The organism is Promicromonospora xylanilytica (assembly GCF_054782895.1).
Window position 1 is genome coordinate 1 of sequence record NZ_BAAGRP010000005.1, and the last position, 24,341, is coordinate 24,341.

General features: G+C 70.3%; 23 protein-coding genes and 1 tRNA gene. 13 read left to right on the plus strand and 11 right to left on the minus strand.

Annotation, left to right across the window (positions count from 1 at the left end; translation table 11 throughout):
- Window positions 1-173 precede the first annotated feature (173 nt).
- The 4 genes from ACYVK7_RS06885 to ACYVK7_RS06900 all read right to left on the minus strand — a co-directional run bounded on the left by ACYVK7_RS06885 (window position 174) and on the right by ACYVK7_RS06900 (window position 4,169).
- On the minus strand, window positions 174-1,454 hold the full coding sequence (locus tag ACYVK7_RS06885) for an aminotransferase class I/II-fold pyridoxal phosphate-dependent enzyme (RefSeq protein ID WP_460886946.1): 1,281 nt from the start codon (window positions 1,452-1,454) through the stop codon (window positions 174-176).
- Between the two features lie 16 nt (window positions 1,455-1,470).
- Window positions 1,471-2,808 (minus strand): ornithine--oxo-acid transaminase, encoded by a 1,338-nt coding sequence (gene rocD / locus ACYVK7_RS06890; protein WP_460886947.1) that lies wholly within the window; start codon window positions 2,806-2,808, stop codon window positions 1,471-1,473.
- Between the two features lie 85 nt (window positions 2,809-2,893).
- Complete coding sequence (locus tag ACYVK7_RS06895) at window positions 2,894-3,685, minus strand: hypothetical protein (RefSeq protein ID WP_460886948.1); 792 nt, start codon at window positions 3,683-3,685, stop codon at window positions 2,894-2,896.
- Window position 3,686: 1 nt separating this feature from the next.
- On the minus strand, window positions 3,687-4,169 hold the full coding sequence (locus ACYVK7_RS06900; protein WP_460886949.1) for an OsmC family protein: 483 nt from the start codon (window positions 4,167-4,169) through the stop codon (window positions 3,687-3,689).
- A gap of 168 nt (window positions 4,170-4,337) precedes the next feature.
- Between ACYVK7_RS06900 and ACYVK7_RS06905 the strand changes: the two genes are divergently transcribed.
- From ACYVK7_RS06905 to ACYVK7_RS06915, 3 genes are read left to right on the plus strand one after another with little or no spacing between them, the layout of a single operon-like run.
- Complete coding sequence (locus tag ACYVK7_RS06905) at window positions 4,338-4,913, plus strand: hypothetical protein (protein WP_460886950.1); 576 nt, start codon at window positions 4,338-4,340, stop codon at window positions 4,911-4,913.
- 49 nt (window positions 4,914-4,962) lie between these two features.
- Complete coding sequence (locus ACYVK7_RS06910; protein WP_460886951.1) at window positions 4,963-5,766, plus strand: thymidylate synthase; 804 nt, start codon at window positions 4,963-4,965, stop codon at window positions 5,764-5,766.
- Window positions 5,766-6,272 carry a dihydrofolate reductase gene (locus tag ACYVK7_RS06915; protein WP_460886952.1) on the plus strand — a complete coding sequence of 169 codons (507 nt, stop codon included), beginning with the start codon at window positions 5,766-5,768 and terminating at the stop codon, window positions 6,270-6,272. Before ACYVK7_RS06910 ends, ACYVK7_RS06915 begins: the two co-directional genes overlap by 1 nt.
- Before the next feature lies 1 nt (window position 6,273).
- On the opposite strand, the gene ACYVK7_RS06920 is transcribed toward ACYVK7_RS06915, so the two are convergent.
- The 4 genes from ACYVK7_RS06920 to xylA form a co-directional block, all read right to left on the minus strand.
- The gene (locus ACYVK7_RS06920; protein ID WP_460886953.1) at window positions 6,274-6,702 is read right to left on the minus strand and encodes a DUF6463 family protein; all 429 of its coding nucleotides are present in this window, start codon (window positions 6,700-6,702) and stop codon (window positions 6,274-6,276) included.
- Between the two features lie 28 nt (window positions 6,703-6,730).
- Window positions 6,731-8,236 carry a serine hydrolase domain-containing protein gene (locus ACYVK7_RS06925; RefSeq protein WP_460886954.1) on the minus strand — a complete coding sequence of 502 codons (1,506 nt, stop codon included), beginning with the start codon at window positions 8,234-8,236 and terminating at the stop codon, window positions 6,731-6,733.
- A 10-nt stretch (window positions 8,237-8,246) separates the two neighbouring features.
- Complete coding sequence (xylB, locus tag ACYVK7_RS06930; protein WP_460886955.1) at window positions 8,247-9,740, minus strand: xylulokinase; 1,494 nt, start codon at window positions 9,738-9,740, stop codon at window positions 8,247-8,249.
- A gap of 162 nt (window positions 9,741-9,902) precedes the next feature.
- Window positions 9,903-11,057 carry a xylose isomerase gene (gene xylA / locus ACYVK7_RS06935; protein WP_460886956.1) on the minus strand — a complete coding sequence of 385 codons (1,155 nt, stop codon included), beginning with the start codon at window positions 11,055-11,057 and terminating at the stop codon, window positions 9,903-9,905.
- 89 nt (window positions 11,058-11,146) lie between these two features.
- Here xylA and ACYVK7_RS06940 point away from each other — a divergent pair, with 89 nt between their 5' ends.
- Window positions 11,147-12,364: an ROK family transcriptional regulator gene (locus tag ACYVK7_RS06940; RefSeq protein ID WP_460886957.1), complete on the plus strand. Its 1,218-nt coding sequence runs from the start codon at window positions 11,147-11,149 to the stop codon at window positions 12,362-12,364.
- Window positions 12,365-12,521: 157 nt separating this feature from the next.
- A complete protein-coding gene (locus ACYVK7_RS06945; protein ID WP_460886958.1) occupies window positions 12,522-14,177 on the plus strand; it encodes a BCCT family transporter in 1,656 nt (551 codons plus the stop codon).
- 11 nt (window positions 14,178-14,188) lie between these two features.
- On the opposite strand, the gene ACYVK7_RS06950 is transcribed toward ACYVK7_RS06945, so the two are convergent.
- Window positions 14,189-14,956, minus strand: a complete 768-nt coding sequence (locus ACYVK7_RS06950) for a GntR family transcriptional regulator (RefSeq protein ID WP_460886959.1) — start codon at window positions 14,954-14,956, stop codon at window positions 14,189-14,191.
- 237 nt (window positions 14,957-15,193) lie between these two features.
- On the opposite strand from ACYVK7_RS06950, the gene ehuB reads away from it, so the two are divergent.
- Genes ehuB through ehuA form a run of 4 tightly spaced genes read left to right on the plus strand, consistent with a single transcriptional unit; the run spans window position 15,194 to window position 18,333 of the window.
- A complete protein-coding gene (ehuB, locus tag ACYVK7_RS06955; RefSeq protein ID WP_460886960.1) occupies window positions 15,194-16,135 on the plus strand; it encodes an ectoine/hydroxyectoine ABC transporter substrate-binding protein EhuB in 942 nt (313 codons plus the stop codon).
- Between the two features lie 8 nt (window positions 16,136-16,143).
- On the plus strand, window positions 16,144-16,917 hold the full coding sequence (gene ehuC / locus ACYVK7_RS06960) for an ectoine/hydroxyectoine ABC transporter permease subunit EhuC (RefSeq protein WP_460886961.1): 774 nt from the start codon (window positions 16,144-16,146) through the stop codon (window positions 16,915-16,917).
- Window positions 16,914-17,561, plus strand: coding sequence for an ectoine/hydroxyectoine ABC transporter permease subunit EhuD (gene ehuD / locus ACYVK7_RS06965; RefSeq protein WP_460886962.1), 648 nt, complete (start codon window positions 16,914-16,916; stop codon window positions 17,559-17,561). Before ehuC ends, ehuD begins: the two co-directional genes overlap by 4 nt.
- Window positions 17,554-18,333, plus strand: coding sequence for an ectoine/hydroxyectoine ABC transporter ATP-binding protein EhuA (gene ehuA, locus ACYVK7_RS06970; RefSeq protein WP_460886963.1), 780 nt, complete (start codon window positions 17,554-17,556; stop codon window positions 18,331-18,333). Before ehuD ends, ehuA begins: the two co-directional genes overlap by 8 nt.
- A gap of 75 nt (window positions 18,334-18,408) precedes the next feature.
- Here the strand turns inward: ehuA and ACYVK7_RS06975 are convergent, their stop codons facing one another.
- Entirely contained in the window at window positions 18,409-18,867 is a 459-nt protein-coding gene (locus tag ACYVK7_RS06975; protein WP_460886964.1) for a MarR family winged helix-turn-helix transcriptional regulator, read from the minus strand.
- Between the two features lie 184 nt (window positions 18,868-19,051).
- Between ACYVK7_RS06975 and ACYVK7_RS06980 the strand changes: the two genes are divergently transcribed.
- A complete protein-coding gene (locus ACYVK7_RS06980) occupies window positions 19,052-20,272 on the plus strand; it encodes an MFS transporter (RefSeq protein ID WP_460886965.1) in 1,221 nt (406 codons plus the stop codon).
- Between the two features lies 1 nt (window position 20,273).
- Here ACYVK7_RS06980 and ACYVK7_RS06985 read toward each other — a convergent pair.
- Window positions 20,274-20,346, minus strand: a tRNA-Arg gene (locus tag ACYVK7_RS06985).
- Window positions 20,347-20,589: 243 nt separating this feature from the next.
- Between ACYVK7_RS06985 and ACYVK7_RS06990 the strand changes: the two genes are divergently transcribed.
- Genes ACYVK7_RS06990 through ACYVK7_RS07000 form a run of 3 tightly spaced genes read left to right on the plus strand, consistent with a single transcriptional unit; the run spans window position 20,590 to window position 24,340 of the window.
- A complete protein-coding gene (locus ACYVK7_RS06990) occupies window positions 20,590-22,362 on the plus strand; it encodes an ABC transporter substrate-binding protein (protein ID WP_460886966.1) in 1,773 nt (590 codons plus the stop codon).
- A 3-nt stretch (window positions 22,363-22,365) separates the two neighbouring features.
- Complete coding sequence (locus tag ACYVK7_RS06995; RefSeq protein WP_460886967.1) at window positions 22,366-23,361, plus strand: ABC transporter permease; 996 nt, start codon at window positions 22,366-22,368, stop codon at window positions 23,359-23,361.
- A 40-nt stretch (window positions 23,362-23,401) separates the two neighbouring features.
- Window positions 23,402-24,340, plus strand: coding sequence for an ABC transporter permease (locus tag ACYVK7_RS07000; RefSeq protein WP_460886968.1), 939 nt, complete (start codon window positions 23,402-23,404; stop codon window positions 24,338-24,340).
- The last annotated feature ends 1 nt before the right edge of the window (window position 24,341 follow it).

A 24,341-nucleotide genomic window follows, 5' to 3' on the forward strand; every position in this document is an offset into this window, starting at 1 on the left:
GCACACACCCTACGAAGCAATGAGCAAGCTACTGTCAGCCGACACAACCGGTGTTGCGACCACCGATTGAATCCGCCTAGTCATGCAGCGAGGTAGTCACCCGGCTTGCGCTGAGTGACTACCTCGCCAGACGACTACCTCGCCAGACGACTACCTCGGCGGGGTCGGCGGGGTTACTTCGCGGCGTGGGCTTCTGCCGCGGCCAGCAGCACGCAGGTGGCCACGCCGTCCATCGCCGTACGGATCTCGTCCAGCGGGGGCATCGACGGCGCGAGGCGGACGTTCTTGTTCTCCGGGTCCTTGCCGTATGGGTAGGTGGCACCAGCGGGCGTGAGGGCGATGCCCGCCTCCTTGGCGAGCTGCACCACACGGGACGCCGTACCGGGCGCGACGTCGAGGGAGACGAAGTAGCCGCCCTTGGGCTCGTTCCACGACGCGACGCCGTACCCGCCGAGGCGCTCGGTCAGGATCTCCACCACGGCCTCGAACTTCGGCGCCAGGATCGCGCGGTGCTTGCGCATGTGCTCGCGCACGCCCTCGGCGGAGCCGAAGAACATCGCGTGGCGCAGGTGGTTGAGCTTGTCCGGGCCGATCGACGCCGCCGACAGGTGCTTCTTGTACCAGGCGATGTTGGCCGGCGAGCTGCCGAGGAACGCGACGCCGGCGCCGGCGAACGTGATCTTGGACGTGGACGCGAACAGGATCACCCGGTCCGGGTGCCCTGCCTCGGCGGCAAGCGCGATGGCGTTCGGGCTGGTCACCTCGTCGTCGGTCAGGTGGTGCACCGCGTACGCGTTGTCCCACATGATCCGGAAGTCCGGCGCGGCGGCGGGCATCGAGACCAGCGCCCGGGCGACGTCCTCGGTGATGACGGAGCCGTCCGGGTTCGAGTAGGTGGGAACCACCCACATCCCCTTGATGGTGGGATCCGCCGCGACGAGCGCCGCCACGGCCTCGGCGTCCGGCCCGTCCGGCGTCATCGGCACCGGGACCATCTCGATGCCGAGCCGCTCGCAGATCGTGAAGTGCCGGTCGTAGCCGGGCACCGGGCAGATCCAGCGCACCTTCTCCTCGCGCGCCCACGGCTTCGGGGACTCCGGGAACCCGAACAGCTCGGCGAACGAGACGACGTCGTGCATGGCGGTGAGCGAGGCGTTTCCCCCTGCGAGGAGCTGCTCCACCGGCACGTCGAGCAGCTCGGCGAAGATGCGTCGGATCGCCGGGCCTCCGTCCAGGCCGCCGTAGTTGCGCGCGTCCGTGCCCGCATCGTCGGCGTGCACGCCGACCCCGGGCAGGGCGAGCATGGGCTCGGCGAGGTCGAGCTGCTCGGCCGACGGCTTGCCGCGCGTCAGGTCCAGCTTCAGGCCCTTGGCCTGAAGGTCTGCGTAGGCCTGCTGCAGCTCGTGAAGGGCCGGGAGCGTTGCGGTGGTGTGGGACGACGTCGTAGTGGTCACCCCTGGAAGCCTACGCTCAGCCGGCGGTCGGTGACAGTTCGGGGCGCTCGTCCGCGCCGTCGGTCGACTCCTCCGCCGTCTCGTCCGTCGCTTCCGTAGTCGTCTCGTCCGTCTCCTCCGCCCGGGCCACCGGCTCGGCGTCGCGGAGCGCCACCAGGGACTCCTCGAGGATGTCCAGGGCCATCTCCAGCTCGGGCTGGACGATCGACAGGGGCGGCGACAGGCGGACCGTCTCGTCACGGGCGTCCTTCGCGAGGACGCCCCGCTCGAGCAGCGCCTCGCACAGTTCCCGACCCGTGCCGAGCTCAGGGGCCAGGTCGATGCCCGCCCACAGACCCACGGTGCGGGCCTCGGCCAGCAGGCCCTGTCCCACGAGCGCGTCGAGCCGCTCCGCGAGCACCTTGCCCGACTCCGCTGCCCGCGCCTGATACTGCCCCGTCGAGAGCAGGTCGAGCGCCGCGACAGCGACAGCGCACGCCAGCGGGTTGCCGCCGAACGTCGAGCCGTGCGTGCCGGGGGTCAGCACACCGAGGATCTCCGGCTTGCCGATGACCGCGGACACCGGCACGATCCCGCCGCCCAGTGCCTTGCCGAGACAGGCCAGGTCCGGGCGGACGTCCCAGAGCTCGCACGCGAGCGTGGTGCCGGTGCGGCCAAGGCCCGACTGGATCTCGTCGGCGACGAGGGCGATGTCCCGCTCAGCGGTGAGCTCGCGCAGACCGGGCCAGAACTCGTCCGGCGGCACCAGCACGCCCGCCTCGCCCTGCACCGGCTCCATGAGGACCGCCACCGTGGTGTCGTCGACGGCGTCGGCGACCGCGTCCAGGTCACCGAACGGCACCTGCCGGAACCCGGGGGCGAAGGGACCGAACCCGTCGCGTGCGGCCGGGTTGTCCGAGAGGCCGACGAGCGTGGTGGTGCGGCCGTGGAAGTTGCCGCCCGCGACGATCACCGTCGCCTGGTCCTCCGGCACGCCGCGCACGTCGTAGCCCCACTTGCGGACCGCCTTGATCGCCGTCTCGACGGCTTCGGCGCCGGTGTTCATGGGAACCACGAGGCTGTCCTCGCCGCCGGTGGTCAGCGGCCCGACCACCTCGACGAGCCGCTGCGCGAACTCCTCCAGCCGGTCGTTGTCGAACGCGCGCGAGGTGAGCGAGACCTGACGCAGCTGCGTCAGCGCCGCGGCCACCAGGCCTTGGTGCAGGTGCCCGAAGTTCAGCGCCGAGTACCCCGACAGGAAGTCGAGGAACTCGTTGCCGTCCGTGTCCCACACATGCGTACCCTGCGCCCGTGCGATCGTGATCGGCAGTGGGTGGTACGTCGGGGCGAGTGCGCCGTGCGTCGTGTCCGCCATGACGTGCAGCCTAGGTCGGGACCCGTGATCGCGCCGAGCAGGTGTGCGATATGCGCTGCCCGCCGCGGCCCAGGGTTACTGCTGGCTACTTCTCCGGCTGCTGCTCGATGACGCGGGGGAACTGCGCGGGCGGCGTGCCGAACGCGAGCCGGGACTGCGCGATCACCGTGTGGCCGAGGGCGCGCGCGCCGACCCAGCCGACCACGGCCCCGACGCCGAACGGCAGGATGCGGCCCAGCATCAGGCCGCCCTGCTTGGCGATCTGCTTCTGGATGAACCGGTGCGTGAGCGCTTTGTTCACTCGGTGCAGCGTGGTGCGCGGCATGCTCGTGAGCAGCACCTTGCCCCATGCGACACCCGAGCCGCCGATGGCGTTCTCGACATCCTGCGCACCCTTGTCACCGAGCACGGTGGCCAGGAGCAGCGCCCGACGGCGCGGGACGTCCTGGACGTCGATGCCGTGCACGTCGGCCACAGCGAGGGAGAACGCCGCCGACGAGGCGAAGAACGTCGCCACGTCACTCGTGGACAGCGCGATGCTCGCCGCGGTACCGACCGCCGGGATGGCGGCCGCCGCACCCACCGCGCTGCCCGTGGTCTGGATGACCCGCAGGTACTCCTTCTCCAGGAGCTTGATGACCTCGGCGGGGCCGGCGTCAGGATTGCGCGCGCGCACCTTGTCCACATGCTTGTGGATGGTCGCCGACGGGATGGTCACCGCCCGGCCGACCAGGTGGTCGAGCGGGCTCTGCGGCTTGTAGTTGAGCCAGTCCGCCGGCGTGACCTCCACCGAGTTGTCCGGCTTGAGCACGGCGTCGCCCGTCGACGACCGGCCGTTGGACTCCGGCGCCGTCAGCTTCTGCTTGTCATCGGCCATGTCAGCCCTCCGTCGGCTGCTCGAACTGTGCGTCCGGGATCTGGGCACCCACCTTGAGCGTACGGCCCACCGTGCAGGCCTTGTCGATCGACCGCTGCGCGATCGTGAGGAGCTTCGCCCGGTCCTCGTCGTCGAGGGTGGACAGGTCGATCTCGAACTTCTCCGTCAGGACCGGGTACCGGTCCTCGGCCACGTCCTTCGGGTCCTCGACCCGGATGGTGGTCCGGTAGTCGTCGCCCAGACGGCGCGCGAACGCCTTGTCGCTGCTCATTCCCGCGCACGCGGCGAGAGCGACCTTGAGCAGCTCACCCGGTGTGAACACCGCGCCGGCCTCGACCGGGCCGATCTCGACCCGGGCACCGCGGGCCGAGAAGCCCGTGTACGTGCGGATGCCGTTGCGCTCCACCCAGAGCGGGTCCGTCGGCGAGGGGGTCGCCGTGCTTGCGGCGCTCGTGGCGCCCGGGGTGGTGGTCTGCTCCGTCATGAGGGTCATCCTTCCACTGGTCACCGACATGGTCACGGAGCGCCGTACAGCGCGTCCCGGTCGGACTAGTGCACAACGCGAACGAGACCCGCGACGTTCCCGCGCACCGCGCCGTTCACCGCGCCGTTCACCGCGCAGGGTGCGCTCCGCGCTGCGACGATCGTGGTCATGGCGCAGAACCCGAACGACAAGGCTGAGGCGACCGGTCCGGCGTCGGGCGGGCCCACGCCTGCCGGCGCCCGGTGGCGGCCGGACTGGCGCGACATCGTGAAGCGCCTGGTCGGCGTGGTCGCGGTGATCGTGGTCGTGTGGCTGATCTACCTGTTCCTCGACGCCTTTCTGCCGCGCTGGTGGGCCCAGGTGATCGGTAACGCGGTGGACGGCTCGTTCGCGGCCGGCGCGTGGTGGGGGCTGCTGACCGGCGCGGTCTTCACGCTGGTTCCTGTGCTGCTGCTGGCCCAGGCGGTCCTCACGAGGAGGTCGTGGCAGGTGCGCAGCGCGTTCCTCGCGCTCGCCGTGGTGCTCGCCGTGCCGAACCTGCTGACGCTCGGGATCGTGCTCGGCACCTCGGCGGCGGCGCACGCCGGCGAGCGGATCCTCGACGTCGACGGGCCGGCGTTCCGCGGCGGGACGGCGTGGGGCGCGGTGATCGGCGGTGTCGTGGCGCTGACGATCGTGACGATGGGCGTGCTGTACCGCCGGCGCGGCGCCCGGCTCAAGGAGCTGCGGTCGAAGCAGTCCTGACACCGGCCGCCACCGCGGGAGACCCGCACGCTCGACGTAGGCTGGCCGCATGACCGAGATCGACACCCCGTACGAGGACCTGCTGCGCGACGTGCTGGCGAACGGGACCCGCAAGGGCGACCGGACCGGCACCGGGACGCGCAGCGTGTTCGGGCGGCAGATCCGGTACGACCTGGCCGAGGGATTTCCCCTGGTCACGACCAAGAAGGTGCACCTCAAGTCGGTCGTCTACGAGCTGCTGTGGTTCCTGCGCGGCGATTCCAACGTGCGCTGGCTGCAGGAGCGCGGCGTGAAGATCTGGGACGACTGGGCCGACGAGTCGGGGGAGCTCGGCCCGGTCTACGGCGTCCAGTGGCGCTCCTGGCCCACGCCCGACGGCGGGCACGTGGACCAGATCGCCAAGGTGATCGAGCAGATCCGCACCAACCCGGACTCACGCCGGCACATCGTGACGGCGTGGAACCCCGCCGAGGTGGACGACATGGCGCTGCCCCCGTGTCACGCCCTGTTCCAGTTCTACGTGGCCGACGGCAAGCTCAGCTGCCAGCTGTACCAGCGGTCGGCGGACCTGTTCCTCGGCGTGCCGTTCAACATCGCCTCCTACGCGCTGCTCACCCACATGATCGCCGCGCAGACCGGGCTCGAGGTGGGCGAGTTCGTGTGGACCGGCGGTGACTGCCACATCTACGACAACCACGTGGAACAGGTCGAGACGCAGCTCGCACGCGACCCGTACCCCTACCCCTCGCTGCGCCTCGCCCCGCGCGAGTCGGTCTTCGACTACGAGTTCGAGGACGTCGAGGTACTCGGGTACGTCTCGCACCCCGCCATCAAGGCCCCGATCGCCGTCTGATGATCGGACTCATCTGGGCACAGGCACGCGACGGCGCCGGACGACCGGTCATCGGCGCCGGGGGCGACATCCCCTGGCGCGTCCCCGAGGACTTCGTCCACTTCAAGCGCACCACGGCGGGTCACCCCGTGGTGATGGGACGGCTCACCTGGGAGTCGCTGCCCAAGCGCCCGCTGCCCGGCCGCACCAACGTCGTCGTCTCGTCGCGGGGTCCGTCGGGCGTGCCGGGCACCGGGGCCGTACCGGCGGGGACGCTCACCGAGGCGTTCGACGCCGCCGCGAACGCACCCGGCGGCGACGAGGTCTGGGTGATCGGCGGCTCCCAGATCTACGGCGAGGCGCTCCCCGTCGCCGACGTGCTGCTGGTGACCGAGGTGAACACGGAGGTCGAGGGCGATGTGTTCGCCCCAGAGATCGGCCCCGAGTGGACGGTCACCGCGCAGACCGGGTGGACCACGTCGTCGTCAGGCCTCCGGTTCCGGCACCTCACCTACCGCAGGGCGTGACCTACCGCAGGGCCTGCGCGGTCGCCGGTGCCCCTGAGCGCGCCGTGCGGTGACGCACGTCGGCCGCGACCAGCAGCAGCGCGGGGAGCAGCGCGAGACTGAACCCGCTCGCGGGGCCCAGGAGAACGACGCAGAGCGCCACCCACCCGAGCAGGCCCCAGCCGACGTACGACGGCAGCCGCTCGCGCCGGTTCGCGGCCCGGACAGCGAGGAGGCCCAGGAGCAGCACGGTCACGGCGAAACCGCCCGGCTGCGCCCAGAAGTACGCCACCGACTCGGGGCTCGCGGTGTGGTTCCGCAGGTCTCCGGCGAGCCAGCCCGGCCAGAAGGGGCTGCTGGTGAAGACGACGTGCACGACGGCGATCAGGATCATCAGGATGCCGCCGGCGCGGGTCAGGGCGGTGCCAGGGGTTCTTGTCGAGGTTTCCATGTCTCGAGCGTTCCGCCGGGCCGGCCGATCAGGATCCCCTGACCAGGTGAATCGCCTCCCCCGCCCGGGGGACCGGTAGCGGTCCGGCGGGGGCGCCGAGTGCTGGCCGGTAGGCCGCGTGGAAGGTCCAGCCCGGGTCGGCGGACTCGCCGAACACCTGTGCCTGCACGGCCAGGGTGCCGTCCGGGGCCCACGCCAGCCGGGCACGCCAGGTGGTCAGGTCGTCCCCGACCAGCGCGCACCGCACGTCCAGCGTGTCGGGGCCCGTCCATCCGGCGGTCACGACGACGGAGGCCCGGTCGTCGGTCCGGGTGCGGACCGGTCCGCCGAACCGCAGCGGCACGTCCCGGCCGCCGGTCGTGGCGGGGCCGCCCACGGCACGCAGCAGGCCGCCGACGTCGTCCAGCGCCAGGACGAGCTCCGCGGGTCCTGTCCCGTCCGCGACGTTCACGTAGTGCTCGCTCAGGATTCGGGCGTGCGCGGGATCGTGCCGCGGCGCCGGCCAGGTGAGCTCGACGGCGCAGGAGGCGGGGTCGGTGGTGGCCCCGACCGGCGGGCCGCCGCCCGGACTGCCGCCGCCCGGAGCGCCGTCCGGCGGGCCGCCGTCCAGCCGGGCGGCGAGCGGTTCGACCAGCCGGTCCAGCACGTCGTCGAGGAGGCGCTGGTCCCCGCTCGCGCACGCCTGGGCGTCCGCCGTGACGACGACAGCGAGGTCGCGGACGGGGTCGCAGTACACGATCTGGCCGCCGAGGCCGAACAGCAGCAGGCCGCCCCGCTGAGGCAGCCACAGCTGGTAGCCGTACCCGCCGCGCAGCTCGGCGCCCCAGGTCTGCTGGGCGGTATCGGCCTGTGGGCGCGTCGCGGCACGCAGGTAGCCGGCGGGCAGCAGCCGGACGCCGTCGTGCACGCCGTCGGCGCCCAGGAGACGGGCCAGGCGCAGGAGGTCGCGCGGGGTGCACACGAGACCGGAACCGCCGTGCTCGATGCCCTCCGGTCCGGTGCGGAACCGCAGGCCGGCGATCCCCAGCGGGTCGAGGAGCCCGGGGCGCAGGTAACCGGTGAGCGAGGTGCCGGCGAGTCGTTCGACGAGCGCCGCCAGCACGTACGAACCACCGGTGTCATAGGTGAAGACCGTTCCGGGCGGATGCGTCGGCGGCACCCGGAAGTACGACTCCAGCCAGTCGCTCGCGGCGAGCCGGTACGTCGTGGCCCGGTGCGGTCCGCGCATGGCGAGCAGATGCCGGACCGTCGTCGCCTCCAGCCAGGGGTGCACCGGACGCATCTCGGGGAAGTGCCGCATGACCGGGTCGTCCAGGCTCAGCGCCCCCTCGTCCGCGAGCAGGCCGACCGCCAGTCCCGTGAGGGTCTTGGAGATCGAGTACATGCGCTGCGGCGTGTCGAGGCCGACGGCGCCGGTGGTGTGCACGACCGTCTCGCCGCGCACGCTCACCTGGACGGTGTGCAGCGCGATGTCGAGCGCGCTCGCCCGGCGGGCGAGCGCGGCGACGAGGTCGCGCGCGAGGGTGTGCGGCACCGGTCCCTGGTCAGGCCAGGTCGCGCACCGCGGCGTACTGCTCGCGGATCACGGGCTTCGGGTCGGCGGCGAGCGTGGTGGCGATCGTGGTGGACCACGCGGGCGCCTCGGCGGCAGGGTCGGCCGCGCTGGCGAGCGTCCAGGCGGCCTGGCGGGCGGCGCCGTCGGCCACGTACTCGCCGGGCTCGGGGATGCTGATCGGCAACCCGAAGATCTGGGGGGCGATCTGCTGCACCGCCGGCGACTGCGCCGCGCCGCCGATCAGCATCACGCGCTCCACGGCGACGCCCTGCGCGCGTAGCGCGTCGAGGCCGTCGGCGAGCCCGCACAGCATGCCCTCGATGTAGGCGCGGGCCAGGTGGGCGCGCGTCGACGTCGCGAGGCGGATGCCGTGCAGGGTGCCGGTGGCGTCCGGTCGGTTGGGCGTGCGCTCGCCCTCGAGGTACGGGACGAGCACGAGGCCGTCGGACCCGGGAGGGGCCTGCAGGGCGAGGTCGGCCAGGCCGTCGAAGTCGACGTCGAGCACCTCGCGCGCCGCGTCCAGGACGCGGGCCGCGTTGAGCGTCACCGCGAGCATGAGCGCGTTGCCGGTCGCGTCGGCGAAGCCGTTGATCGCGCCGGAGCCGTCCGCGGTGCGCTGCGGGGCGACGGCGGAGACCACCCCGGACGTGCCGATCGAGATGGCGATGTCGCCCGGCGTCATGCCGAGCCCGATGGAGGCGCCCGCGTTGTCCCCGGCGCCCGGGCCGACGAGGCATCCGTTCGAGCCCGTCGACGTGGCGGTGGCTCCGCCGGCCACGGTCGGGTGCGCCGTGGCGCCGGCCTCGGCCGCGCCGACCACGCGCGGGAGCACGACGTCCGTGCGTCCGAGGGCCCGTTCCAGCAGGTCAGGACGGTACTCGCCGGTGGAGGCGTCGTAGTAGCCGGTGCCGGAGGCGTCCGAACGGTCGGTGAAGAGCTTGTCCAGCTGCGGTCCGAGGGGTGCCGTCGGGTCACCGGCCGGCCCGTAGCCGGCGATGCGCCAGGACAGCCAGTCGTGCGGCAGGGCGACCGCGGCCACCTTGGCCGCGTTCTCCGGCTCGTTGTCGCGCAGCCAGCGCAGCTTGGTAATCGTGAGGGACGCGACCAGCACGGAGCCGACGGCGTCGGCCCAGGCCTGGGCGCCCGCCGCGCGGTCGCCGTCGCCCAGCTCCGTGATCAGGTCCTCGGCCGACGGCGCGGAGCGGTTGTCGTTCCACAGCAGCGCGGGCCGGATGACGTTGCCGTCGACGTCGAGCGTGACCATGCCGTGCTGCTGACCGCCCACGGCGAGCGCTGCGACGTCGGCCAGGCCGCCCGCGGCGGCGGCGGCCTCCTGGAAGGCGTCCCACCAGTGCCGCGGGTCGACCTCGGTGCCCTCAGGATGCTTGGCGGAACCGGTGCGCACGAGCGATCCGGTCTCGGCGTCGCGCACGACGATCTTGCAGGACTGCGTGGACGTGTCCACGCCGGCGACGAGGGGCATCGATGCTCCAGGAAAGTGGGGGAGAGACGACGGAAACGCTATCGCGTCGAGTCGGCGACGGCGCCCACCTGTCAGAAACCCAGGCATGCGTCAGACGTACAGATCACCCGGGTGACCTGTACGTCTGACACATGCGCGAGGTGCTGACAAGGTGCGGGTGCGTCAGCCGATCAGGTGGTTCAGGGCCAGCTGGTGGAGGCGGACCAGGCCGTAGTCCCGCTCGGCCAGGGCGTCGACGTCGGGGTCGGCCTCGGCGAGGAAGGAGTCGAACGACTCGCCCTCCGCGAGGGTCGACCGGCCGAGCTCGAAGATCCCGGCGTGCTCGAACGCGGCCTGGACCTCCGGGTCCTCGCGGTAGGCCTTGGCCTTGGCCGCGAGCATGTCGTACGTGGCCATGTTGGCCTTGGCCGACTCCCACACGCCGTCGAGGTACTCGGTACGCGAGGGCTTGTAGTCGAAGTGGCGGGGGCCCTCGTAGCGGGGGCCGCCGTTCGGGAACCCGTTCTCCAGCAGGTCGACCGTGAAGAACGCCGACAGCAGGTCACCGTGACCGAACACGAGGTCCTGGTCGTACTTCGGGCCGTGCTGGCCGTTCAGGTCGATGTGGAACAGCTTGCCGACGTGCAGGGCGAGCGCGATGCCGTGCGTGTAGTTGAGGCCGGCCATCTGCTCGTGCCCGGTCTCCGGGTTCAGGCCCACGATGTCGGCGTTGTCGAGCGAGTCGATCAGCGCGATGGCGTGGCCGATCGTCGGCAGGAAGATGTCGCCGCGGGGCTCGTTCGGCTTGGGCTCCAGGGCGATCTTGAGCCCGTAGCCCTTCTCCTTGATGTACGAGGCGACGGTGTCGATGCCCTCCGCGTAGCGCGCGTGCGCGGCGTTGAGGTCCTTCGAGTTGTCGTACTCGGTACCCTCGCGGCCACCCCACATGACGAAGGTCTCGGCGCCCATGTCCGCGGCCAGGTCCACGTTCCGCAGCACCTTGCGCAGGCCGAAGCGGCGCACGTCGCGGCTGTTGGAGGTGAACGCGCCGTCCTTGAAGACGGGGTGCGTGAAGGTGTTGGTCGTGACCATCTCGCAGACCAGGCCGGTGTCGGCGGCAGCCTGCTTGACGGAGTCGATGTGCTTCTGACGCTCGGCGTCGTCCGAACCGAAGGGGTAGACGTCGTTGTCGTGGAACGTGAAGCCCCACGCGCCCAGGTCCGCGAGCTTGCGGATGGACTCGGCAGGGTCGAGCTCGGGACGCGATGCCGTGCCGAACGGGTCGACGGCGTTCCAGCCGACGGTCCACAGGCCGAACGAGTAATTGATGTCGCTCACGGGGTCTCCTCGTCGAGGGCGGCCCGACATGCGGCGCCGCATTTGTTGTACGGATGAACTATTGCCCGCGACTCGGCTACAGTCAAGACGTGACCACCGCCGGGACCGCACGCGACACCACGACGCGGGCGGGCTCCGCCGCCGCCCGCCAGCACACCCTGCGCGAACGCAACCTCGAGCTGGTCGCGCGCGCCGTGTTCGAGGTGCCGGAACCACTGTCGCGCGCCGGCGTCGCCGCCGCGACCGGCCTGGCCCGGGCCACCGTCTCGACGCTGGTGGACCAGCTCGTGGCCGCGGGGCTCGTCCGCGAGCTGCCCGCCGTCACCGGCGGACGCGCCGGCCGGCCCGCCGTACCGCTGGTCCCCGCCCCACGCTCCGTCGTAGGGCTCGGGCTCGAGGTGAACGTGGACTACCTGGGCGCCCGGGTGCTCGACCTCACCGGCGAGGTCGTCGCGGAGCACGTGGTCCCCGGCGCGCTCCACGACAGCGACCCGGCCGTCGTGCTGCGCCGCCTCGGCGACCTCGCACGCGAGGTGACCGACGGCGTCACGGCGTCCGGCATGACGGTCGCCGGCGCCCGGCTCGCGCTACCCGGCCTGGTGGACCCGCGCACCGGTCTGCTCGAGGTGGCACCCAACCTCGGCTGGTCGTCCCTCGACCCGGTCCAGCTCCTCGGGCTGGGCGACACGGAGGTGCGCATCGCCAACGAGGCCAAGCTCGCCGCGCTCGCGGAGCTGGCCGGCGGCTCCGACGTCGCGGCGCCGGACTCCTTCATCTTCGTGTCGGGCGACGTCGGCATCGGCGCGGCCATCGTCGTCGACCGCGAGCTGTTCCTGGGGGAGCGGGGCTGGAACGGCGAGATCGGCCACGTCGTGGTCGACCCCGCCGGGCCGCGCTGCTCCTGCGGCGCCTTCGGCTGCCTGGAGCAGTACGCGGGCAAGGAGGCGATGATGCGCACGGCGGGTCTGCCGCCGGACTCGCCGCTGGCCGCGCTCGTCGCCCACCTGGCCGAGGCGGACGCCGCCGGCGCCCATGCCACCCTGCCCGCCGGCCGTGCCCTCGGCTCGGCGCTCGCCGACTTCGTCAACCTGCTCGACGTCGCCACCATCGTGCTGGGCGGCGCGTACACCGAGCTGCTGCCGTGGCTCCGCGCCGACGTCGAGGCGGTGCTGGCCGACCGCGTGCTGGCCGCACCGTTCGTCGACCTGGACGTCCGGGCCGCGCAGGCGGGGCCGCACGCGGCGCTGACGGGCGGGGCGCGCGAGGTGCTGCGGGCCGTTCTCGCCGCCCCCGCCGCCTGGGTCTGACCCGCGTCGCGGATGATCGCCCGGCGGGAGGACATATTCCTCTGGGATAGACGGCAGGGCGAATCATTGGCAACATGCCTGCCCATTGGTTCGGTACGAGTGGGGATATCGGGCCAATGGGAATCCGCCCAGTTTCCCCCGCGAGGAGGCGTTCTCTGTGCTGGATTCACTCGCCCGCCGATTAGGGCTCAAGACGGACCCGGTGATCTTCTTCGTGGCGGCGGGCCTGATGGTCGTCTTCCTGGCTCTGCTGCTGATCTTTCCGGTGCGGATCAACGAGTTCTTCTCCGCCGGCCGCGCCTGGGTGACCGAGTCGCTCGGCTGGTTCTTCATCCTCGGCGTCACGGTGTGGGTGCTGTTCCTGATCTATCTCGCGGTCAGCAAGTACGGCAATATCCGACTGGGTGACGACGACGAGCGCCCGCGGTACTCGAATGTCTCGTGGTTCACCATGCTCTTCGCCGGTGGTATCGGCACGGTGCTGATGTTCTGGGGCGTCGCGGAGCCGATCACCCATTTCTCCGCTCCTCCGCTCGGTGCCGAGCCGTTCTCCGCCCAGGCCGCCACCGATGCGATGGGCATCTCGATCTACCACCTGGGCCTGCACACCTGGGCGATCTTCACCCTGCCAGGGCTGGCCTTCGGCTATTTCATCTACCGGCACAAGCTGCCGCTGCGAGTCAGCTCGGTCTTCTACCCGTTCCTCAAGGACCGCATCCATGGGCCGATCGGCAAGACGATCGACATCTTCGCCATCCTCGGCACGCTCTTCGGCGTCTCGGTGTCGATCGGGCTGGGTACGCAACAGATCAACAGCGGCCTGGCGGTGCTCACCACGATCCCGGACGCGGTGGTCCCCAAGGTGATCATCATCGCGATCCTGACGGCGATCGCGGTGACGTCCATCGTCGTCGGCCTGGACAAGGGCGTGAAGACTCTGTCCAACGTCAATATCGGCATGGCCGTCGGACTGATGGTCTTCGTGCTGTTCGCCGGGTCGACGCTGTTCCTGTTCCGCGAGATCATCGAGACCTTCGGCGTCTACCTGCAGGACCTGGTGCGGCTGGCGTTCTGGAACGACGCTCTCGCCCAGTTCACCAGCGAGGCCGGCTGGGGTTGGCAGGCCGGTTGGACGGTCTTCTACTGGGCGTGGACCGTCACGTGGGCACCGTTCATGGGCATCTTCCTTGCGCGCATCTCGCGGGGTCGCACCATTCGCGAGTTCGTCGGCGGGGTGCTGGTGGCTCCCACGGTGTTCACCCTGATCTGGTTCGCCATCTTCGGCTGGACGGCGATGGAGCTGGACGGCATCGGGATGGACGCCGACGGCCCGCACGCGATCACGGACGCCGTGAACGAGAACGTGGCCACCGCGATGTTCACGTTCTTCGACCAGCTGCTCGGTGGCGGCGCGCTGACCACGATCATCTCCGGCTTCGTCGTCGTGATCGTCGCGATCTTCTTCGCCACCTCGTCCGACTCCGCGTCGCTGGTGGTCGACATGCTGTGCACCGGCACCGAGGACTCGGGCCCCGTGCGGCAGCGGGTCTTCTGGGGAGTCTCGGAAGGGGCTGTCGCGGCCTCCCTGATCGTGCTGGCGGGCGATGCCGGTCTGGAGGCGTTGCGGCAGGTCATCACGGTGATGGGGCTACCCATCTTCATCCTCATGTTCGCCGCGATGTTCGCTCTGTGGCGAGGTCTGCGCGGCGAGCGGTTCGTCAGCATCCGCGTGCCCGTGGCGGGGATGCGGGTGCAGACGCAGCAGCCTGAGGGCGAGAAGGAGACCAAACCGATCATCGCGACCGACGCCTGACCCGGATCCGGTTACGCCTCGTCCGGCGCGTCGATCGGGCCGAGCGTGATCGCTGGGGCGTCGGCCGGCTCCTCGAACGTCTCGACGCCGTCGTCCTCCCGGCCCAGGAGCCGGTCGACGGCGCCCTCGAGCATCCGCGTGATGGCGTCCACCAGCCCTTCCTCGTCCCGGGCCTCCAGGCGCTCCACGATCAGGGCGTGCGCGTCGGCCGTGTCCTTGCGCACCACGTACTCGTCGCTCACCGTGAACGTGGCCATCCGCACCTCGACGATGAGGGTGGTCATCCAGCGGGTGAGCCAGGGGTTGCCCGCCGCGGCGACGAGCGTCCAGTGCAGGTTGAGGTCGGCGCCGCCGACCCGGCGGGCGTCCCCCGTGCTGTTCGCGGCGACGAGCTCGTCGTGCGCCCGGCGGACGCCGGCGACCGCGGCGTCGTCGCCGGACCGGACGAGCAGCCGGGCCGCGGTGACCTCCACCGACTTGCGTGCCTCGTAGAGGGCGGGGAGGCGCTCCGGGCCGATCGTCGCCACGCGCATCCCACGGCCCGGCGTCGCGACGAGCAGACCTTCCTGGACCAGGCGCTGGGCCGCCTCGCGCAGCGGGCCGCGGCTCACTCCGAGCTGGGTGGCGACCTCGACCTCCCGGATCGGCGAGCCGACGGCGAGCACCCCCGCGTAGACGGCGTTGCGCAGCTCCGTCTGGATCAGGTCCACGGTTGACGGGCGTGTCACCCGGGAGAAGGACGGGGCGGTCGTCAGCGTGGCCCGCGACGGGTGGGACATCGGTGCTCCTTCCGTGAGCGCACGTCGATGACCACATCATCCCCGGTGCGCAGACAGCTGTGTGACGCCGACGATGTCCGGGGGTGACGCCGGCCGGTTGAACTTGTAGATTGTAGACAATCATAATGTCGAACGCTGGATTGTCTGAGCGTCGGCACCGCGCTACGGTTGCAAATCGTCCGTGAACTCCAGCCCACCCAGGCTTTGCCAAGACCGCCGGGTGGCGTGAAGGGAACCATGTCTACATCAAGCGTCCGACCGCTCCGCCGAGCCGTGTTCGCAGCAGGGTCAGCACTCACCCTCGTTGCACTGGCCGCGTGCTCGTCGACGGCTCCGAACCAGGGCGGCGAAGACGGCGCCAGCACGCTCGAGCAGCTCCAGGAAGACGGCACCGTCACTGTCGCGTTCAACGGCGAGGAGCCCTACAGCTACGAGGACGGCGGCGACCTCACCGGCGCCACCATCGCTCTGGACCGCGAGATCTTCGGTGCGCTCGGCGTCGACAACGTCGAGGGCGTCCAGACCGAGTGGAACTCGCTCATCCCCGGCCTGACCGCCGGCCGGTACGACACCGTCAGCGCCGGGATGTCCATCCTGCCCGAGCGCTGTGAGCAGGCCCTGTTCTCGGACCCTGAGATCATGTACACGACCGCGTTCATGGTCCCGGAGGGCAACCCTGACAAGCTGACCGACATGCAGTCCGCCAAGGACGCCGGCGTCAAGCTCGCCGTGCTCAGCGGCGCCATCGAGTCCGGTTACGCCGACGAGCTCGAGATCGAGAAGATCGAGGTCGGTGACGCCCAGGACGGCCTGGACGCCGTCACGTCCGGTCGTGCGGACGCGCTGGCCCTGACGGGTATCTCGTTGCGGACCCTCGAGGAGAAGACTGACGCCCCGGTCGAGGTCACGGACTCGTTCGTGGCCGTGATCGACGGCGTGCCGCAGATCGGCGCGGGCGCGGAGGTCTTCCCGCAGGGCGAGGAGGAGCTGCGCGACGCCTACAACGAGGAGCTCGCGAAGATCGTCGCCGACGAGGAGCGCTGGCTCGAGATCGTGGAGCCGTTCGGCTTCACCGAGGCCGAGCGTCCCGTGGAGGGCCTGACCACCGAGAAGCTCTGCGAGGGTGACCTCGAGTCGCTGGCCAAGGAGCTGGCTCCGGAGCTCGGCCTGGACGGCTGACCGGGCGCGTGTCGGACAACTTTCAACAACTCGTCGATCTGCTCCCGCTGCTCGGCGAAGGAGTACTTGTCACGCTCGAGCTGACCCTCGGCGGTGCGGTGCTCGCACTGATCGTCGCGTTCACCCTGGGCTTCGGCTCGCGGGCCCACACGAGGTGGGCCCGCGTGCCGTCCCGGGTGGTGGTCGAGTTCTTCCGCGGCACGTCGCTCGTGGTGCAGATCTTCTGGCTGTACTACGTGCTGCCGCTGCCGCCGTTCTACGTCGAGCTGGATCCGCTGGCATGCGGCATTCTCGCGCTCGGGCTCAACTACGGTGCCTATGCCTCCGAGGTCGTGCGCGGCTCGATCAACTCGGTCGCCAAGGGGCAGTGGGAGGCGGCCATCGCCCTCGACCTGAACCCCGTGCACCGCATGCGCCGGGTGATCCTGCCCCAGGCCTGGCCGCTGATGATCCCGATGTTCACCAACCTGCTGATCCAGCTCGTCAAGGGGTCCGCGCTGGCGGCGTACATCTCGCTGCACGACCTCAACTTCTTCACCGGCGAGCTGCGCCAGCGGACGTCGGACACGATCTTCTCGTTCACGATCGGCCTGCTCTGCTACTTCGTGGTCGCCTACCTGCTCACGCTGGCCATGAACGCCCTCGAGGTGCGGGCGAAGAACCGGCTGGGTGCAGGTCCGTCGCTGCGTGAGGTGCTCCGGCTGGCGCCCGTGCAGACCACGGCCGACGTCGGTGCCGGAACGCCTGCCTCGACGGCACCGAAGGGAGGTGACCGAGCATGACCGAGACCACAGCATGGAGCTGGGAGCACGCCGCGGCGGTACTCCCCGAGCTGCTCGAAGGTCTGCAGATCACCGTCCTCGCGACCGTGGTCGGCATGATCATCGCCTCGATCCTCGGGCTGCTCGTCGCCATCGTCCGCCGGTCGAAGCTGCGCGTCATCACCTTCCCGATCGGGTTCCTGGTCGAGTTCATCCGCTCGACACCGCTGCTGGTGCAGCTCGTCTTCGCGAACCTGCTGTTCACGCAGTTCCCGTCGCTGGCCATCGGTTGTGTCGTGCTCGGCGTCCACTACGCCACGTACATGTCCGAGGTGTACCGCGCGGGCATCGACGCGGTGCCGAAGGGCCAGTGGGAGGCGGCCATCGCCCTCGACCTGCCGCGCTCGCGTACCTGGAGCGCCGTCGTGCTGCCGCAGGCGATCCGTAACACGCTGCCGGGCCTGGGGAACTACGCGGTCTCCATGTTCAAGGAGACGCCGTTCCTGTTCGCCATCGCGGTGGTCGAGATGTACACGGCCGCGCAGCAGTACGGCGCCGATACCTTCCGCTACATGGAGGCGATCACGATGGCCGGCCTGCTCTTCCTGCTGGTGAGCTACCCGACCTCGCTGCTCGTCCGCCGATTGGAGAACCGCCTTGCCTGAGAACGACATCACCCCTGCCATCCAGTTCCAGGGAGTCGGCAAGCGCTTCGGCGACAACGTCGTTCTCGACGGACTGGACTTCTCGGTCGCCAAGGGCGACCGGGTCACCCTGATCGGTCCGTCCGGTTCCGGCAAGACGACCATCCTGCGCCTGCTCATGACGCTGGAGGAGGCGAACGACGGCCTCATCTACGTCGACGGCGACTGCTACACGCACGAGATGCGTGGCGGCAAGCGCGTGGCCATCCCGGAGAAGCGGCGCAGCCTGGTGCGGCGTCGCGTCGGGATGGTGTTCCAGCAGTTCAACCTGTTCCCCAACATGACGGTGCTGGAGAACATCATCGAGGCCCCGATCCACGTGCTCGGGAAGCCCAAGGCCGAGGCGGTCGCCAGCGCCGAGGCCCTGCTCGAGAAGGTGGGGCTGGCCGACAAGCGCGACGCCCGTACCATGCAGCTGTCCGGCGGGCAGCAGCAGCGCGTCGCGATCGCGCGGGCGCTGGCCATGGAGCCGGAGATCCTGCTGCTCGACGAGGTGACGTCGGCACTGGACCCGGAGCTCGTGGCCGACGTGCTCGGCGTGCTCCGCAACATCGCGGAGACCACGGACATCACCATGCTGATCGTCACGCACGAGATGCAGTTCGCCCGCGAGGTCTCCAACCGGGTGCTGATGTTCGACGGTGGAAAGATCATCGAGGAAGCCGACCCCGACACGATCTTCACGTCGCCGACCCACGAGCGGACCAAGGAGTTCCTCCGCGCGATCCTCTGATCGCGTCGTCTCGCGGCTCAGGCCCGCAGGTCACCCGGTGACCTGCGGGCCTGACGCGTCGGGGAGGGAGCTCGGTCAGGCGGACGCGCCCGCGGCGGCCACGCTCCCGAGCGCGCCGACCAGTGAGGCGAGCTCCGGCACACCCTCCGCCTCCCGCAGGGCCTCCCGCAGTGTGCGATCGTGCGTGGGCCGGGCCGTGCGCAGCAGCTTCTCCCCGACCTGAGTGAGCTCGGTGTAGATCCCGCGGCGGTCGTCCGTGCAGAGCACCCGCGTGAGCAGCCCGCGGTCCTCCAGGCGGTTGACCAGGCGTGTCGTGGCGCTCGGGGAGAGTGCGGTCGCGCGGCCGAGCTGCTGCATGCGCATGTGCCACCCGTCCTGCCGGGACAGCGCGTCCAGCACCGTGTACTCCACGACGGACAGGCCGTGCCCGGCCTGCAGCGCGCGTTCGAGCGCGGTATCGATCATCCCGTGCAGTGCGGCGAGCGTTCGCCAGCCCTGGGCACGGATCTCGACGGCGTCGTCGGCGATTCCCATGGGCCCTCCTCCGTGATCGCTGGAACAACCATACCGCTTGTGCAACTAGTGCGCGCGTGCAACTATTCATGAGGCGTGTGCAACTAAGTGCGTACGCCGAGAGGCCGCGTAAGCACGCGTCGCCCCCGCACAGGCACTCTCCGCGTCCCGCGAGCCGTGCCCCGTCCTGCCAAGGAGAAACGTCATGCCTGTCGCCCTGTGGGCACTCGCCATCGGAGGCTTCGGGATCGGCCTCACCGAGTTCGTCATCATGGGTCTGCTGCCCGAGGTGGCCGCGGACTTCGCGGTCTCGGAGACCGTCGCCGGATACCTCATCTCCGGTTACGCCCTGTCGGTAGCCGTGGGTGCGGTGGGCCTCACCGCCGCGCTCACGCGGATCGACCGCAAGCGGGCGCTGCTCGGACTGATGATCCTGTTCATCGCGGGCAACCTGGTGTCGGCGATCGCCCCGACCTACGAGCTGATGATGGTCGGCCGGGTCGTCGCGGCCCTGTGCCACGGTGCCTTCTTCGGTATCGGCGCGGTGGTCGCCGCCGACCTGGTGGCCCAGGAGCGTCGTGCGGCCGCCATCTCGATCATGTTCGCCGGGCTGACCGTCGCCAACGTGCTGGGCGTGCCGTTCGGGACGCTCCTCGGCCAGGCCGCGGGCTGGCGCTCGACGTTCTGGGCGATCACCGGGATCGGCGTGCTCGCGTTCGTCGGCATCGCGCTCCTGGTCCCCGCGCGGGTAGGGCTGCCCGACGCCGTCGCAGGGCCCAGCGGGCAGACCGGACCGGGCCTGCGGGGCGAGCTCGCGGCGTTCCGGGCGCCGCAGGTCTGGCTGTCTGTCGCGGTCACCGTGCTGGGCTACGGCGGCATGTTCGGTGCGTTCACCTACATCGCGTTCACCCTCACCGAGGTGAGCGGGTTCGCGAGCTCGACGGTGCCGTGGTTGCTGATGCTGTTCGGCGCGGGGCTCTTCGTGGGCAACCTGGCGGGCGGCAAGGCCGCCGACCGGAACCTCGGGGCCACGCTGCTCACCCTGCTGGTGCTGCTCACCGTGGTGCTGGCGGTCTTCGCTCTGACCGCCGCCAGCCCGGTGGCGACGCTGGTCAGCCTGGTCCTGATGGGCGTGGTCGGGTTCGCGACGGTGCCGGGGCTGCAGATGCGGGTCATGCGGCACGCGGCGGCTGCGCCGACGCTCGCGTCCGGCGCGAACATCGCGGCGTTCAACGTCGGGAACGCGCTGGGTGCCTGGGTGGGTGGACTGACCCTGGCCGCGGGTCTCGGCTACACGTCGCCCCTCTGGGCCGGCGCCGCGGTGACCCTGGTGGGAGCCGTCGTCATGGCTGTCGCCATGGTGGTCCGCGGGGGCGAGCGGTCGGGGGGCACCGGCCGCCGGGCCACGGTGCTCACCGCACCGTAGGTGCGCCTGGGCAGACTCGAACTGCCGACACCCGCTTTAGGAGAGCGGTGCTCTATCCACTGAGCTACAGGCGCTCACGCCTCTCCTGGTGAGGAGCGGAGCGTCCGATCCCGGTTGCACCCGGGACCAGCGCACACAGCCTAACGTCCGCCTGGCCTCGCGCGCGAAGCGCTCGGCCAGGCGGACGTCACATTTTGGCAACTTCCCTGCCAAACCTTGACGCGTCCGGCAAAGGGCAGAACGATGCTCAGCAACCTGGCGCGACGTGGCACCGGGTCCGCACGACGGCCGTGCGGGGGTGGACGAAAGGATCGACGATGTTCCTTCGACAGACCAGGTCCCGGGGCGCAGCCGCCCTGGCGACAGCCGCGGTAGCGGGCGTGTTGCTCGCCGGCTGCTCCGGCGGCGGTGGGAGCGCACCCACGCCGGCCGCCAACCCGTACGCGTCCGCCGAGGGCATGGACGCGGCGACCGAGCTCGTCGGTGAGTACCCCCGCGAGGAGACGCTGTTCACGAGCGGAACCCAGTGGGGCCCGCCGTCGTCGTGGAACCCGATCTCGGGTGCTGGGCACGCCACGGGCGCGCGCGGCCTGCTCTACGAGCCGCTGTTCCAGTTCGACCCGATCACGCTCGAGCTGACGCCGTGGCTCGCCGAGGGCGGGGAGTGGACCGGCGACAAGACGTACGAGCTCACGCTGCGCGAGGGCCTCACCTGGCAGGACGGCGAGACGCTCGACGCGGACGACGTGGTCTTCACGGCCGAGCTCGGCAAGGTCGACGCCGTTCCGTGGAGCAACTTGTGGACCTGGCTGGACAAGGTCGAGGCCACCGGTGACACGACCGTCGAGTTCACCTTCTCGGACCCCCGCTACCAGGAGTGGGACAACTGGCTCTACAGCAACATGGTGCTGCCGGAGCACATCATGAGCGAGTGGTCCGACGAGGAGCTGCTCTCCAACCCGAACGAGGACCCGATCGGTTCCGGAGCGTTCAAGTTCTCCGCCGTCGGGCAGGACCGGATGGTCTGGGAGCGCAACGACGACTGGTGGGCCAAGAGCGAGCTCGGCCTGGAGATGCCGATGAAGTACATCGTCGACGTCGTGAACACGTCCAACGAGGTGGCGCTCGGCCTGATGCTGTCGGGCAGCCTCGACCTGAGCAACAACTTCCTGCCCGGCGTCAACACGCTGGCCGACTCCGGCCAGGTCAGCACCTACTACGACGGCGAGCCGTACATGCTGGCGGCGGCGTCGGCGAACCTGATCCCGAACCAGACGCGGGCACCGATGGACGACGTCGACTTCCGGCAGGCGCTGGCGCACTCGATCGACGTCGACAAGATCGTCAGCAACGCGTACGGCGGCCTGGTGTCGAAGGCACACCCCTCGGGTCTGGTGCCCGCGTTCGAGGAGTACTACGACGAGGACGTCGCCGCGGAGCACGGCTTCACCTTCGACGCCGAGGAGGCCACGTCGATCCTGGCCGACGCCGGCTACGAGGACACCGACGGCGACGGGTTCGTCGAGACGCCCGACGGCGAGAAGATCGACCTCAAGCTGATCGTCCCGGCGGGCTGGACCGACTGGATGGAGGCCGCGCGGGTGATCGCCGAGGACGCCTCGGCGGCCGGTATCAAGGTCACCGCCGACTTCCCCGACGCGGGCGCCGTCGACGACGCGCGGGCCACCGGCGACTTCGACCTGCTGATCAACGGCAACGCGGGCATCAGCAACACCCCCTGGACGTACTACAACTACGCGTTCTACCAGCCCATCCAGGAGCAGATGCTGGCGGGCAACTTCGGCCGGTACGAGAACAAGGAAGCCTGGAACCTGGTGGAGGACCTCTCGCGCACCGAGAGCGGGTCGCCGGAGTTCACCGAGACCCTGTCGCAGGTCCAGGAGAAGTTCATGACCGAGCTGCCGGCCATCCCGCTCTGGTACAACGGCGCGTGGGCCCAGTACAACGAGTCGCAGTGGACCAACTGGCCCAAGGAGGGGCGCGAGGACGCGTACTTCCCGGTGATGTGGAACAACTACGTGCAGCTGGGCGGCCTGAACACGCTGCTCGCCCTCGAGCCGGCCTCCTGACGTATGGGTGGCTATCTCGCTCGCAAGACGTTGGTCTACGGCCTGACCTTCGTCGTCGCGGTGACGCTGAACTGGCTGATCCCCCGGCTCATGCCGGGGGATCCGGTCCAGCGGATGGTGGCGCGCGCCGCCGTGCAGCACCCTGAGACGATCGCGTCGATGACCGACTACTACGAGCGCACGTTCGGGCTCGACCTGCCGGTCTGGCAGCAGTACCTGAACTACTGGGCAGCGCTGTTCCGCGGCGACCTCGGCACCAGCGTGTGGCTGTTCCCCGCGCCGGTGAGCGAGGTGGTGCTCGCCGCCGTCCCGTACACGCTGGGCATCATGGTCCCCGCCATCCTGCTCAGCTTCGTGGTGGGGAACAGCGTGGGCGCGATGGCGGCGCGCAGCCGGTGGCTCGACAACGTGGCCCTGCCCGTGGGCTACCTGGTCACGGCGATGCCCTACATGTGGCTGGCGATCCTGCTCGCCTGGGGCCTCGGCGTGGCGCTCGGCTGGTTCCCCGTGGCAGGCGGCTACGACTTCGGGCTGGTGCCGCAGTGGTCGTGGTCGTTCGCGCTCGACCTGCTGCAGCACTGGGTGCTGCCGTTCCTCTCGCTCTTCCTCGTCGCGCTCGGCGGCTGGGCGATCGGCATGCGGAACCTGATCATCTACGAGCTCGAGTCGGACTACTCGAACTACCTCGCCGCACTCGGTGCGCCGAAGCGGCTCATCCGGCGGTACGCGTTCCGTAACGCGATGCTGCCGCAGATCACGGGCCTGGCGCTGCAGCTAGGCACCATCCTGGGCGGCGCCCTCGTGACCGAGATCGTGTTCGCGTACCCGGGGCTCGGCAAGCTCGTGCTCTCGGCCATCCAGAACCAGGACTTCTTCCTGCTCCAGGGCACCCTGCTGTTCGTCGTGATCGGCGTGCTCGTGGCCAACTTCGTGATCGACATCGTCTACGTGCTGGTGGACCCCCGCACGCGGACCGGACTGACGGGGGCGACCGCATGAGCCGGAGCGGAGCCGCGGACCCGGGCGGAAGGAGAAGGGCATGACGGCGACACAACCTGCGGCGGCACCGGGGACCGAGGGGGCCGAGTCGCCCGGGGCGGCCGGCCCGGCGCCGTCGGCCCGCAGGCCCGGGGGAGACACACGCGAGACGCTGTACTTCGCGCTGCGCAACCCCAAGGTGCTGATCGGCGCGGTCGTGGTGCTCGGGTTCCTGCTGCTCGGCCTGATCGGTCCCGCGTTCCTGCGGTACGCGCCGATGGACTACGCGGGGCCACCCATGGCGCCGCCGTCGGCGGACTTCCCGTTCGGGACCACCACGTTCGGGCAGGACATCTTCGCGCAGTTCGTCGCGGGCCTGCGGTCCACGTTCCTCGTCGGCCTGCTCGGCGGCGGTGTCGCCGCCGTGATCGGCATGACCATCGGGTTCGTCGCGGGCTACCGCGGTGGCCTGGTGGACGAGCTGCTGAACATGCTCACCAACGTCGTGCTCGTGATCCCGGGCTTCGTGGTGCTCATCATCATCAACGCCTACCTGGGCGTCCGCAGCGTCCCGATGCAGGCGCTGTACATCGGGGTGTTCAGCTGGCCCTGGGTGGCCAGGGCCGTCCGCGCGCAGACCCTGTCGCTGCGCTCGCGCGACTTCATCGACCTGGCCAGGCTGTCGGGTGTGGGAGTGGGTACCATCCTGCGGCGCGAGGTGGCGCCCAACATGTACTCGTACCTCTTCATGACGTTCGTGCTGCTGTTCGGCGGTTCCATCCTCACGGCGGCGTCGCTCGACTTCATCGGGCTCGGACCCACCAACGCCATGTCGCTCGGCCTGATGATGAACCAGGCCGTGCAGTGGAGCGCGCTCCATCTGGGGCTGTGGTGGTGGTTCGTCCCGCCAGGTCTGGGGATCACGCTCATCGTGGGCTCCCTCTACATCATGAACGTCGGCCTCGACGAGGTCTTCAACCCCAAGCTGCGGGAGATGTGAC